The organism is Streptomyces sp. CA-179760, from assembly GCF_050937045.1.
In the GTDB taxonomy this organism is placed as follows: domain Bacteria; phylum Actinomycetota; class Actinomycetes; order Streptomycetales; family Streptomycetaceae; genus Streptomyces.
The window spans coordinates 8,825,571-8,838,224 of the sequence record NZ_JBNJLZ010000001.1; the positions used below are offsets into that span (position 1 = coordinate 8,825,571).

10 protein-coding genes are annotated in these 12,654 nt (G+C 72.1%); 4 read left to right on the top strand and 6 right to left on the bottom strand.

Annotated features, from left to right (window positions below):
- The first annotated feature begins 124 nt into the window (after positions 1–124).
- The gene (locus ACQEV8_RS39915) at positions 125–1,615 is read left to right on the top strand and encodes an MFS transporter (RefSeq protein ID WP_432971013.1); all 1,491 of its coding nucleotides are present in this window, start codon (positions 125–127) and stop codon (positions 1,613–1,615) included.
- 18 nt (positions 1,616–1,633) lie between these two features.
- Here ACQEV8_RS39915 and ACQEV8_RS39920 read toward each other — a convergent pair whose 3' ends face one another.
- The 3 genes from ACQEV8_RS39920 to ACQEV8_RS39930 all read right to left on the bottom strand — a co-directional run bounded on the left by ACQEV8_RS39920 (position 1,634) and on the right by ACQEV8_RS39930 (position 5,653).
- Positions 1,634–2,389 carry a hypothetical protein gene (locus ACQEV8_RS39920; protein WP_432971016.1) on the bottom strand — a complete coding sequence of 252 codons (756 nt, stop codon included), beginning with the start codon at positions 2,387–2,389 and terminating at the stop codon, positions 1,634–1,636.
- Between the two features lie 80 nt (positions 2,390–2,469).
- On the bottom strand, positions 2,470–4,146 hold the full coding sequence (locus ACQEV8_RS39925) for an amidohydrolase (protein WP_432971019.1): 1,677 nt from the start codon (positions 4,144–4,146) through the stop codon (positions 2,470–2,472).
- Between the two features lie 10 nt (positions 4,147–4,156).
- On the bottom strand, positions 4,157–5,653 hold the full coding sequence (locus ACQEV8_RS39930; RefSeq protein WP_432971022.1) for an APC family permease: 1,497 nt from the start codon (positions 5,651–5,653) through the stop codon (positions 4,157–4,159).
- A 147-nt stretch (positions 5,654–5,800) separates the two neighbouring features.
- Between ACQEV8_RS39930 and ACQEV8_RS39935 the strand changes: the two genes are divergently transcribed.
- Positions 5,801–6,571, top strand: coding sequence for a TetR/AcrR family transcriptional regulator (locus tag ACQEV8_RS39935; protein WP_432971025.1), 771 nt, complete (start codon positions 5,801–5,803; stop codon positions 6,569–6,571).
- On the opposite strand, the gene ACQEV8_RS39940 is transcribed toward ACQEV8_RS39935, so the two are convergent.
- Positions 6,517–7,488 carry a quinone oxidoreductase family protein gene (locus ACQEV8_RS39940; protein ID WP_432971028.1) on the bottom strand — a complete coding sequence of 324 codons (972 nt, stop codon included), beginning with the start codon at positions 7,486–7,488 and terminating at the stop codon, positions 6,517–6,519. The genes ACQEV8_RS39935 and ACQEV8_RS39940 overlap by 55 nt on opposite strands.
- An 80-nt stretch (positions 7,489–7,568) precedes the next feature.
- Positions 7,569–8,729 (bottom strand): Cmx/CmrA family chloramphenicol efflux MFS transporter, encoded by a 1,161-nt coding sequence (locus tag ACQEV8_RS39945; protein WP_432971031.1) that lies wholly within the window; start codon positions 8,727–8,729, stop codon positions 7,569–7,571.
- 190 nt (positions 8,730–8,919) lie between these two features.
- Between ACQEV8_RS39945 and ACQEV8_RS39950 the strand changes: the two genes are divergently transcribed.
- Positions 8,920–9,816 carry a helix-turn-helix transcriptional regulator gene (locus ACQEV8_RS39950; protein WP_432971034.1) on the top strand — a complete coding sequence of 299 codons (897 nt, stop codon included), beginning with the start codon at positions 8,920–8,922 and terminating at the stop codon, positions 9,814–9,816.
- 55 nt (positions 9,817–9,871) lie between these two features.
- Positions 9,872–10,726 (top strand): arginase family protein, encoded by an 855-nt coding sequence (locus ACQEV8_RS39955; protein ID WP_432971037.1) that lies wholly within the window; start codon positions 9,872–9,874, stop codon positions 10,724–10,726.
- A gap of 15 nt (positions 10,727–10,741) precedes the next feature.
- Here the strand turns inward: ACQEV8_RS39955 and ACQEV8_RS39960 are convergent, their stop codons facing one another.
- The gene (locus ACQEV8_RS39960; protein WP_432971040.1) at positions 10,742–12,556 is read right to left on the bottom strand and encodes an ABC transporter ATP-binding protein; all 1,815 of its coding nucleotides are present in this window, start codon (positions 12,554–12,556) and stop codon (positions 10,742–10,744) included.
- Positions 12,557–12,654: the final 98 nt, after the last annotated feature.

The window sequence follows — 12,654 nt, forward strand, 5'->3', positions numbered from 1 at the left end:
CACGTCACAGACGATCTTCCCGGCGACCGGCCGGTTCCGCTTGCGGGCCGCAGAGTGTGCCCGTCCCCTGGTGGGGGAACGTGATTCCCCGGGTGAAGGTGGGGCCCCGGCGAGAGGAGCCCAGGTGACAGCGTCGGCACAGGAGGCCGCCGGGTACGAGCCGGATCCGCGCCGGTGGCGGGCCCTGTGGGTCACCCTGGTGGCGGGCTTCATGAGCCTGCTGGACGTCTCGATCGTGGTGGTCGCCCTGCCCTCCGTCCAGCGCGGCCTGCACGCCTCGCCCGCGCAGGTGCAGTGGGTGGTGTCCGGCTACGCCCTCGCCTTCGCACTCGCCCTTGTCACCGCCGGCCGCCTCGGTGACGCGCTGGACCGCCGCCGTATCTTCCTGCTGGCCCTCAGCGGCTTCGTCGTCTTCAGCGCGGCCTGCGGGGCGGCCCCCGGCATCACGTCGCTGATCGCGGCCCGCCTGGCCCAAGGGCTGGCGGCCGGTTTCATGGCGCCCCAGAACTCCGCGCTCATCCAGCAGATGTTCCGCGGCGCCGAACGCGGTCGCGCCTTCGGATTCTTCGGCGCCACCGTCGGCATCTCCTCCGCCGTCGGCCCCCTCGCCGGCGGCATGATCCTCGCCCTGGCCGACGGCGCCCAGGGCTGGCGGTGGATCTTCTACGTCAATGTCCCCATCGGCATCCTGGCCGTCCTGCTCGGCCGCCGCCTCCTGCCCCGCACCCAGCGGTCCGGCCGGGGTCATGTGGACCTGCCCGGGGTCCTGCTTCTCGGCCTCGGTGTCCTCGCGCTCATGTTTCCGCTGGTCCAGGCGGGCTCCGGCGGCTTCGGACGGCTGTGGTGGCTGTTCCTCGCCGGTGCCGCGCTCCTGGTCGCCTTCGCCCGTCGGCAGCGCCGCCTCGTGGCCCGCGATACTGAGCCGTTGCTCGATCCGCGCCTGTTCACCACCGTGCGCGGCTACGCGGTCGGGGCCGGCGTCGGCACGCTCTACTTCGTCGGCTTCAGCGGCGTCTGGCTGGTCTTCGCGCTCTTCTACCAGGACGGTCTGGGCTTCTCCCCGCTCCGCTCCGGCCTCGCCGTGACCCCTTTCGCCCTCGGCTCGGCCTGCGCGGCCGCGATCGCCGGGCGGCTGGTGGACCGGCTCGGGCGCATCCTCACCGTGGGTGGTCTCACGGCTGTGATCATCGGCCTCGGCGGCACCGCGCTGCTGCTCCGCTTCGCGCCCCTCGACGTCGCGCCCTGGGCCGCCGCTCCACTGCTGTTCCTCGGCGGCGCCGGAAGCGGCTGTGTGATCTCCCCGAACATCACCATGACCCTGCGCGACGTTCCCGTGCACATGGCGGGTGCGGCGGGCGGCGCGCTGCAGACCGGGCAGCGGCTCGGCGCCGCCGTGGGCACCGCGGCGCTGCCCGGCCTCTTCTACCTGGTGCTCGGCGGGAGCGGCGACTACCGGGGCGCTCTCGTCATCGGGCTGGGTGCCGCACTCGTCGGCATGGCGGCCTCCCTGGCCCTGGCGACGTTCGACTGGCGGCGAGACCGGCGGAGCAGGCAGGGGCACGGGACCTGTCCGGAGGATGTCGCCAACAGTCCCGTGCACGCGCGGCAGACCTGAGGCGCACGGGGCCGGGCCTCAGGCGGTCTGCGGGTGTGTTTCCTGCGGCGCGTCGTCGTCCAGGTCGCCGCGGACGGCGGCGATGGCGAAGGCCGTCATGCAGGCCAGGACGAGCAGCGCGAGCGGCCCCCAGATCGCCGGTATCGCCCACATCGGCCAGTCATTGGCCGACTGGGCCCAGAGGGTCAGGATCGCGGTGGCGCCCAGGCCGACGCCGTGCCACCGCACCACGGTCCCCGCCTTCGCGTGACGCCGGTCGCCCCGCGCGAGGAGCGGCCACAGTCCTCCCACGAGGGCCGTCAGGCCGAACGACACACAGGCCAGCGCGCCGCCCAGCCGGTCCTCGGGCCACCCCACCGGCCCGGCGGACGTCTGCTGCCGCCGCCCGTCGGAGTCCCGTACCTCGACGACCCGCCCGTGCCAGATCAGGCCGACGACCCTGTCGTCCGGCTCCAGTTCGGAGACCACGGGAGCGGCCCGCAGGAACGTCACCTTCCACGGCTTGCCGGACGGCAGGACCAGCTCCGCCTCCGGGGACGCGTTCCGCTCACCACGGTTCGTGTCGGCCTCGCGGACGGTGAACTCCTGCTCCCACACGCACCCCGACGCCCGCACCGGAACGGAAGCGCAGGCCGGCGCGGCACGGAACTCCCGCTCCCGCTCCAGCGCTCCGCGGATCTCGAGGGCCGACGCCACTCCGAACGTGAGAGCCGCGACAGCGATCACCAGCCAGAGAACGGATCGCAGCGCCTCACGTCCCGGCGACTCCACCATGTCTCGTCCCCCCCGTTCACCGTTTCACGCGGATCCCGCAGGTGCATTGGAACACGCCTGCGGGTCCGCGCTCAGGCCCCTTATCCGGCGGTGTGGACCCGCCGGCCCTCGACGAAGGTCTCCAGGACCCGGGTCGTGGCGATCTCCTCGGCCGGGCCCGCGAACGGATCGCGGTCGAGGACGACCAGGTCGGCCGACTTGCCGGCGGTGATGCTGCCGGTGATGTCGTCGAGGTGGTTCACATAGGCGCTGCCCGCCGTGTAGGCGGCGATGGCCGTGCCCAGGTCGAGGCGCTGCTCCGGCAGGAAGGCGGGGGTGCCCCCGGGTGCGTCGGGCGAGATCCGGTTGACGGCGACATGGATGGCCTGGAGCGGGTCCGGGCTGCTGACCGGCCAGTCGCTGCCGGCGGCGAGGGTCGCGCCGGCGCGCAGCAGATCACCGAAGGGGTACTGCCACGCGCCGCGCTCCGCGCCCAGGAAGGGCAGCGTCAGTTCGTCCATCTGCGGTTCGTGCGCGGCCCACAGCATCTGCAGATTGGCGCTCGCGCCCAGTTCGCGGAATCGCGGCAGGTCGCGGGGGTGGACGACCTGGAGGTGCGCGAGGTGGTGCCGTGTGTCGCGATGGCCGTTGGCGGCCCGGGCGGACTCCACCGCGTCGAGCGCCTCACGCACCGCGCGGTCGCCGAGCGCGTGGAAGTGGACCTGGAAGCCGAGCGCGTCGAGCTCCGTGACGTACTTCCGCAGCTCGCCCGGCTCCACGAAGCTGATGCCGCTGTTGTCCGAGGAGCAGCCGCAGCCGGTCAGGTACGGGTCGAGCATGGCGGCGGTGTGGTTCTCGGCGATGCCGTCCTGCATGATCTTCACCGTGCCGGCGCGGAACCGGTCCCGGCTCAACTCCTCCCGGGTGGCGGCCAGTTCGGAGATCTGCTCGGCGCCGCGCTCGCGGTCCCACCACAGCGCGCCGACGACCCGGGCGGTCAGTAGGCCCCGGTCCAGGGCCGCCTGGTAGGCGGGCGCCGGGTCGGTCATGTTGGCGTACGTGCCGATGATGGCGTCCTGCCAGGCGGTGACGCCGTGGGAGTGCAGCACGGCCTGGGCGCGCAGCAGAGCGGCGAGCTTCTCCTCGGGTGTGGGGTCCGGCAGCAGCCGGCCCACCAGGTGGACCGCGCCCTCCTGGAGCATCCCGGTGGGGTTGCCCCCGGCGTCGCGCTCGATGCGCCCGTCGGCGGGATCGGGCGTACGGGCGTCGATGCCCGCGCGTTCCAGGGCCCGGCTGTTGACCCAGGCGCCGTGGTGGTCACGGTTGGGCAGGAAGACGGGGCGGTCCGGGACGATCGCGTCGAGGGTGGCGGCGGTGGGGGAGCCGCCGGGGAACGCCTCCAGGGACCAGCCGCCACCGGTGATCCACTCGGCGTCCGGATGCTCGTCCGCGTACGCCCTGATCCTGCGCAGGTACTCGGCAGGGTCGACGGTGTCGCCGAGATGGCACTGGCCGAGCTCGATGCCCGCGCCCAGCGGATGGACGTGCGCGTCCTGGAACCCGGGCAGCAGCAGCTTTCCGGCGAGGTCGACGACCTCGGTGCGCGGCCCGATCAGCTCGCGCACCTCGTCGTGGCCGACGGCGGCGATCCGCCCGCCGCGCACGGCCACGGCGGTGGCGCGGCTGCGGGCGGGATCGACGGTGTGCACGGGGCCGCCCGTGAAGACGAGGTCGGCCGGTCCCGTGGCGTGGGGGTGCGACATCAGGGTGAACTCCATGGGGGTGGGTTCAGACCGCCGTGCGGTCCATCGGGAGGGTGAGGGCATCGGCGTCGGTGCCGTGCCCCGTCGTGAAGTACGGCGAGCGCCGGACGTACTTGGCCACGGCCGCCATGCCCAGTCCCGCGAGCACGATCACGGCGGGCAGCGAGAACATGAACCAGCCGTTGTCCGGGCTCAGTTCGAAGTGATCGCTCATGGTCAGGTACGAGTAGCCGAGGTGGCCGCCGAGGCCCAGCAGCACCAGCCCCGCCACGGCCGGCACGCCGACGGCGAGCAGCGCCTCGCGTGGTCCGTCGTGACGCGCGGAGCGGAAGCGCACGGCGCAGGCGAGCGCCGTGAGGCCGTAGTAGAGGGCGACGATCAGGCCGATGGCGTTGACGGCGGCCAGCAGCATGTCGCTCAGCTTGGGGATCGCGAAGGCGGCCAGGGCGATCACCGCGGCGATGGACATCACGACGGCCGTACCGACGGCGGGGGTGCCGTACCGCGGGTGGATCCGGGTCCACAGCGGCCCCATGGTGCGGTCGCGGCCCATGGCGAGCAGTCCGCGTGCCGTGGGGATCAGGGTGGCCTGCACGGAGGCGACGGCGGAGAACATCAGCGCGACCAGGGGCAGGGTGGCCCAGGGTTCGGCGGCCAGTTTCGCCCCCAGGTAGGGCAGGGCCTGGGGGCCGTTGCGGACGAGTTCGGTCAGGCTCATCTCCCGCTGGAAGGCGACCGAGGCGAAGAGGAACAGGCCGAGCATGGCGAAGAGGGCGATGAGACCCCCGCGGGCCGAGTCGTCCGGGCGCTTCGTCTCCTCGGTGACGCTGAAGGCCGCGTCCCAGCCCCAGAAGAAGAACACCGCGAGGACCATGCCCTGGGCGAAGCTGGTGCCGCTGGAGATCTCGAAGGGGTTGAACCAGGAGAGGGAGAAGGCGTGGTCGCCGGTGACCAGGGCCCAGCCGCAGAAGCCCAGCAGCACGGCGTACTCGAAGACCAGCAGGGCGAACTGGAACCGGGTCGCGCCCCGGACGCCGGTGACGGCCAGGGCCGTGAGGGCGAGCAGGATCACCAGGCCGACCGCCGTACAGACGCCGGTGGACGTCGGATCGAGGGCGATCCCGGCGAGGCTGCTCAGGCCGGCCTTGTTGGCGAAGAGCAGGACGACCGAGCCCATGATCGCGCTGGTGTAGGCGCAGAAGATGACCGAGCCGACCAGCGTCACCCAGCCGGTCAGGAAGCCGGGCCAGGGCCCGAGGGATCTGCCGACCCAGGTGTAGCCGTTGCCGCAGTTGGGTTCCGAGCGGTTGAGACGGGCGTAAGCGGTGGCGATGCCGAGCACCGGCAGGAACGCCAGGAGCAGCAGCGCCGGGGCATGGAGGCCCACGACCGTCGCGATCGTGCCCATGCCGATGGCGATGCTGGTGGTGGCCGCGGTGCTGGACGCGGCGATGGCGACGCCGTCGACGACACCGAGGGAACGGCGCAGGGCGGGGCGTGGCTGGGAGGGTGCGGACGACATGAATGGCTCCTCGGGGGACACGGTGGGAAGAGCCGCGCGGGACTGTGATGGAACAACCGGCGTCCACATTGGGTCAACCCTGTTGACGTAAGCCGCCCGGGGTCGTTCACTGCGTTGCACACGCGTGCGACGAGAGGAGTCCGGGTCATGTCCACCCGTGTCCCGCAGGAGCGCCGGCGTCGGCGGCCCACCCGTTCCGGTGTCGTGCTGTCGGAGCAGTTGATCGTCGAGACCGCCCTGCGCCTGATCGGGGAGCACGGCCCCGAGGCGCTGAGCGTGCGCCGGCTCGGCGCGGCACTGGGCTGCGACCCGACCGCGCTGTACCGCTACTTTGACGGCACCGATGACCTGGTGCTCGCCATCGCCGACCGGATCATCGGCGACGCGATGGCCGGCTTCGTCCCCGGAGACGACTGGGTGGCCTCGCTGCGCGAGATGGCGACGCGGGTCCGTGCGGGATACCTCGCCCATCCCCGGGCGGCCGCCATGGCCGCCCACCGGGTGACCCGGCGCCGGAACGAGATCCACGCCGTGGACACGGGGATCGGTCTCCTGCTGAACGCGGGCTTCGCGCCGGCCGACGCCGCCCGGCTCTACCTGGCCTTCATCGACACCGTCCTCAGCCACGCCGCGGCGGAGGCCGCGTTCCACGCCCTCCCGCGACAGCAGCGAGACGCCGACCACCGGGCCTGGCGGGACGTCTACCAGGACCTGGACCCGGAGACCTACCCGTCCCTCACCGCGGTCCGCCCCGTGCTGCCCGGAATGGCGGACAGCTCCTTCGGGCAGGCGGTGGACCTCCTCCTGGAGGCCCTGACGGCCCGGGCCCCGGGCGGGACGGCGTCGAAGGTCTCCGCAGGGCCTCACAGCTCCAGCGCGATGGACCCCACGGCGTCCCGTGACGGCAGACGTGCGTAGCCGTCCTCGAAGTCGGCGAGCGCGTACCTGCTGTCGATGACGGGACGCAGACGGCCCTCGGTGGCCAGGCGGCCGATGTCGTCCAGGCCCTTGGTGATCTCCACGTCGGAGTCGCCGTGCACGCCGTAGCCGGTGACGACGCGTTCGCCGGTGAGGAGGTCCATGATGTCGACGGTGGCCTGCCTGCCGCCGGTGAAGCCGAGGGAGACGACCGTGCCGTGCCGGCGGACGGAGCGGACCAGTTCACCGAGGCGCGGGCCGCCGACCGGGTCCAGGGCGATGTCGACGCCCTGGCCGTCGGTGAGTTCGGCGATGGCCTCGTCGATTTCGCGAGAGGAGGAGTCGACGACCGCCGACGCTCCCGCCTCGGCTGCCCGGCGCGCCTTCCGCGCGGACGAGACCAGAGCGACGGTCCGCGCGCCGAGTGCCCCGGCGGTCTGCATCACGGCGTGGCCCAGTGAGCCGGTGGCCCCGGACACGAGGACGCTCTGCCCGCCCTGGAGCTTCGCGGCTTTGGTGAGGGCCAGACACGCGGTCAGGTAGTTGACCGTGAGGGCCGACCCCTGAGCCCAGTCGAGGGTGTCGGGCAGCGGCAGCAGACGGTCGTCCCTGATCAGGGCCCACTCCTGGAAGAGGCCGTCCACGGTCACGCCGAGGTCGGAGTGGCCGTAGACGGCCACCCGGGCGCCGGGGGCGAAACGGTCGCTCTCCTCGACGACTCCAGCACCCTCGTTGCCCAGGACGAGCGGCGCCTCGGGGAATCCGAAATCGCCCTTGCGGATCGTGCCGGAGAGCTGATTGATCGTCGCGGCACGCATCCTGACCAGCGTGAACCCCGCACGCGGAATCGGCTTCGGCCGTTCCTCGAGCACCGTCTCCGGCGGGTTTCCGAAACGTCGCGTCACGATCGCCTTCATGGTGGACCTCCAAGAGTTCGTTCTGCCAGGGGGTTGTCCGCCGACGCACCGATGCCGGTGCGCAGCCCGTCGCGGCCGGTTCAGCGGGAGAGGGCGCGAGGGGTGAGGAGCCGGTCCAGCAGCGTGCTCGCGACAGCCGCCAGGGCGAAGGCCGCGCCGACCCAGCCGATGCCCGCGAGGCCGGGTCCCGCGTCGATGACCAGGCCGGACACCCAGGGAGCGACCGCGATGCCGACGTTGAACGCGGCGATGTTCACGGCGCCGCCCAGCGTCCTGGTCTCGCCCAGGATCGCGAACACCCGTGCGTTCACCGCCGGGTTGGTCACGAACCCACCGGCGGCGAGGAGCACCGCCAGCGGGACCACGGCCGAAGCGGTGTCCGCGGTCAGCGCGATGGCCGTGGCCACGGCCACGACCCCGCCCATGCCGGACAGCAGGACCCCGAAGGGAGTCCGGTCGGCCCAGCGGCCGCCTGCGGTCAGTCCGGCCAGCGCTCCCACCCCGTACAGCCCGAGCACCATCGGCACGAGCCCCTCGGAGAGGCCCGTGACGTCCTGAAGGAGGGCCCCGAGGTAGGAGAAGACCGCGATGGTGGCGGAGACCGTCAGCGCGGTGGTGGTGTAGGCGACCCACAGCCGGGGCACGGCCAGGGAGCGCAGTTCCGTACGCGGCCTCAACGGTGGTGCCCCGGTGCCGCGCCCGCCGGGCGGGACGAGCAGCAGCGCGATCGCGGACAGCGAGGTCATCGCGGCCACCGCCCAGAACGCGGCCTGCCAACTGGCGTGCTGGGCCAGCAGCGTGCCGGCCGGAACACCGATGATCATGGACAGGCTCAGACCGGACACCACCACGGACATCGCCTTGCCGCGCCGGTCGGCGGGGACGAGGGAGACCGCCGCGACCGAGGCCAGCGCCCAGAACCCGGCGTACGCCATGCCCGTGACCGCGCGCATTACCAGCTGGAACGCGAAGTGCGGCACGAGCGCGGCGGCCGCGTGCCCGGCGATGAACACCGCCTGGAAGCCGGCCAGAGCGGCACGACGGGGCAGCTTGAGCGTGGCCATGGCCAGCAGCGGCGCTCCGACGATCATGCCGGCGGCGAACGCCGAGACCAGCAGCCCCGCCTCCGACAGCGACACGTCCAGATCGTCGGCGACCGAGGGCAGCAGCCCGGAGAGCATGAACTCCGAAGTGCCCTGCGCGAAGGTGCCGAACCCGAGGATGTAGACGATGAAAGGCATGGTGGGACGTGCTCCATGAGGACAGTGCCGAGGCGAGCAGGGTGGGTCCGGTCCTCCAGGACCGGGGTGCCTTTCCAGGCTCTCGCCACCGCGGGTCCGGGCGGGCCGCAAGCCTGGCCCAGTCGAGCCTGGGTCCGGCTGGGCCACCCTTGACGAGGAGAGCGGATCGCGCCGGGCGAATACTGTGGGGATGGGGCAGAACGCCGAACTGGGAGACTTCCTGCGCAGCAGCCGGGCGCGCCTGAGCCCGGGTGACGCGGGTCTGTCCCCGGGCGGCGGCGTCCGCAGGGTGCCGGGGCTGCGCCGTGAGGAGGTCGCGCGCCTGGCAGGGGTGAGCACGGACTACTACACCCGCCTCGAGCAGGGCCGCCACCCCAACGTCTCCGAGGCAGTGCTGGACGCCGTCGCGCGTGCCCTGCGTCTGGACGACGACGAACGCGGCCATCTCTTCGACCTCGCCCGGCCCTCCATCACCCGCGCCCGGCGCCGCCGCCCGGAGCGCGTGCAGCGCGTGCGCCCCGAGGTCCATCAGATGCTGGAGCTCCTCAACGGCGTCTCACCGGCCTTCGTCGCCAACCACCGGCAGGACGTGCTGGCCGCCAACCGGCTGGCCCGCGCCCTGATCACGGACTGGGACGCGCTGCCGTACCGGGAACGCAACTTCGCCCGCTACGTCCTTCTCGACCCCGCCGCCCGCGAGCTGTACCTCAACTGGGACCAGGTCGCGGAGATCGTCGTGGCCGATCTGCGCCTGGAGGCCGGACGCCATCCCGACGACGCCCGGCTCAACGAACTCATCGGGGAAGCAGTCGTCAAGATGCCGGAGTTCAGCTCCTGGTGGGACAGCCACCGGGTGGCGCAGTGCGTCTACGGCACGCAGCACTTCCAGCACCCCGTGGTCGGCGAGTTCACCCTGCACCACGAGACCCTGGCCTTCCCCGCCGATCCGGGCCAGACCGTGTGCGTCTACACCGCCGAACCCGGCTCCGCCTCCGCCCAGACCCTCGCCCTCCTTGCCGGCTGGAGCGCCCCCGACGCCCAGCGCGGCGACGGCACAGCACCCGTCTCCCGGACAGGAGATCCATGAGTCACGCCGACGCCGACCGCGGAGCGGACGACCATCTGCGTCTGGTCTGGCCCCAGTGGCAGGGCGCAGGTGCCGCCGTCGTCGAGGAACTCGCCCCCGAATTGCCGCTGGACACGGCCCGCCGAGGCCAAGCGGCCGGCACCGCGGTCCTCCAAGCGGTCCTGCCCCCGCACGACGGCCCCACCGCGACCGTCCCGGTCATCATGACCGACGACGGCCTCGCGGAACGCGACGGTGTCGAGGCCAAGTCGGCCGTCGTCGCACAGCTCGCGAGCGCACCGCACGTCCTGCGCAACACGACCCGGCCCGGATCACGGTCCTCGGCGGCGAGTCCGCCGTCAGCGTGGCGCCGTTCTCCGAACTCGCCCGCCGCCACGGCGACGACCTGGCCGTCATCTGGATCGACTCGCACCGCGACATCGGCACCCCGGACAGCGAGTACCACGGCTGTCACGCCATGGCCGTCGCCGCCCTCACCGGCCACGGCGACCCCGACGTCCTCAAGCTGCTGCCGGCCACCGTCTCCCCGGACCGCGTCGCCCTCGTGGGCCTGCACGAGTGGACCGACGACGACCTCCCCGACATCGCCGAACGGGGCCGTCCGGTCGTTCGGCCCGAACGGGCTGCGCGCCCGCACCCAGCCCTCCTCGCATGGCTCGCGGCCACCGGCTGCTCACGCGTCGCCGTCCACTTCGACGTCGACACCGTCGACACCGTCGACAGTGACGAGATCGGACTCGGACTCGGGCTCGTCCCCGGTGGGCTCACCAGGGGTGAGGTGCGCCGCGTCGTCGCCGACATCGACCGGGCCGCGGACGTCGTCGGCCTCACGATCGCCGAGTTCGTTCCGCGGCAGGTCATGCACCTCCAGCGGCTACTGAACGGCTTTCCCCTGCTGCACGGCAGGTGAGAACCGGGCCTGTCCTCACACCACCTCGGCCCGCCCCGGGTCGTCGTCCAGGAAGCCGCCCGACTGGTGCTGCCACAGTTTCGCGTAGGCCCCGTCGATCGCGAGCAACTCCTGGTGGGTACCCTGCTCGACGATCCGGCCCCGGTCGAGGACGACGAGCTGGTCCATGGTGGCGACCGTGCTCAGCCGATGCGCCACCACGAGCGCCGTCCGCCCTTCCATGAGCCGCCACAGCGCCTCCTGGACGAGCAGCTCGCTCTCGGAGTCCAGTGCGCTGGTCGCCTCGTCGAGCAGCAGGATCGGCGCGTCACGCAGGATCGCCCGGGCGAGAGCGACCCGCTGGCGCTGACCACCGGACAGCTTGATGCCGCGCTCGCCCACCATCGTGTCGAATCCGTCGGGCAGAGCGTCGGCGAACTCGGTGACATGGGCCGCCTCGGCCGCCTGGCGGATCTCGGCGTCGGTGGCGTCCGGCCGGGCGAACGCGATGTTGTCCCGCAGGGTGCGGTGGAACATCGCCGGGTCCTGCGGCACGTAGGCGATCCGGCTGCGCAGGTCGGCCTGGCGCAGCCGGCTGATGTCCTGACCGCCGATCAGGATGCGGCCGGCGTCGATGTCGGTCATCCGCAGCAGCAGCCGGGTGAGCGAGGTCTTGCCGCCGCCGGACCGGCCGACCAGGCCGAGCTTCGCCCCGCTCGGCACGGCCAGGTCCAGCCCGTCGAACAGTGGTCGGCCGCCACGGTGTGCGAAAGTGACCTTCTCGAAGCGGACGTCGGCCGCCCGGGAGCACAGCGGCTCCGGCGACGCCGGGTCGAGCACGGTCGGCGGCGTCAGCAGCAGTTCGGTGAACTGGGCGGCCTCCGTCATCGAGCTCTCAAGGCGGCGGTAGATCTGGTTGAACTCGAACATGATCCGGGTCGCGTTGCCGTAGTAGGCGAACGCGACCACGATCGCCTCCACGCCGTGCGGGCCCCCGGCGAGCGTGACCGCGAGCAGCAGGCCCATCGCGTTGGTGAGCACGGACATCGGCGCGACCAGTGTGTCGATGCGCAGGTTGCCGTAGTCCCACGACCGCACGGTGAGCCGGCGCGACACCGCGACCCGGGAGCGGTGCTCGGCCGCCTCGCTCTTCTCCGCGGCGAACGCGCGTACGGTGTCCATGTTCATCAGGCTGTCGGCGACATGGCCGGACACCCGGGCGATCGCCTCCTCACGCTGGTCGACGATCCGCTGGCGGCGCCGGATGAGCGGCACGACCAGCACCGCCGTCAGCGCGATCGTCACCAGCAGACCGACGACGAGCAGCGGTTCGTAGCGCCACAGCACCACCGCGCCGAACGCCAGTGGCACGAAGCTCCCCACGACCTGGAACGTCACCGTGTCCACGAACTGCTCGAAACGCGAGGCGAAGCTCAGGACCCGCTTGGTCAGCGAACCGGCGAAGTTGTCGTGGAAGAACGCGGCGTCCTTGGCGAACAGCTCGTCCATCCCGATCACGTACAGATGCTCGATGCCGAGGCTTTCGAGGCGGAAGAGGCAGTGCAGGGCTACGCGCCACAGAGCCTCCGCGAGCAGCAGGACACCGGCGAAGCCGAGGACGTACGGCAGTGCCGAGTCGACCGTGACGTCCTCGTCACCGGCGAGGTCGCCGACGAGCTTGGCGACGATCAGCGGCGCCACGTAGTTGATTCCGATGTTGCCGAGCGCCATCAGCACCATCGCGGGTACCGTCAGCCGGCGCAGCCGGGCCAACTCCCGTCCGTAATAGCGAAGTGCGAGTAAGACCGAGCGTTTGCCCGGCTGAACCCTCCGAGAATCAGGCGTTTCCATTCCACCCCTGTGTCCGCCGCAACGAATGTGTGGATTTGGGTCGAGTCCGGAAGTGTCCCGCGACGGCGACCGCGGCGTCCAAGCGTTTTCCGGTCGGG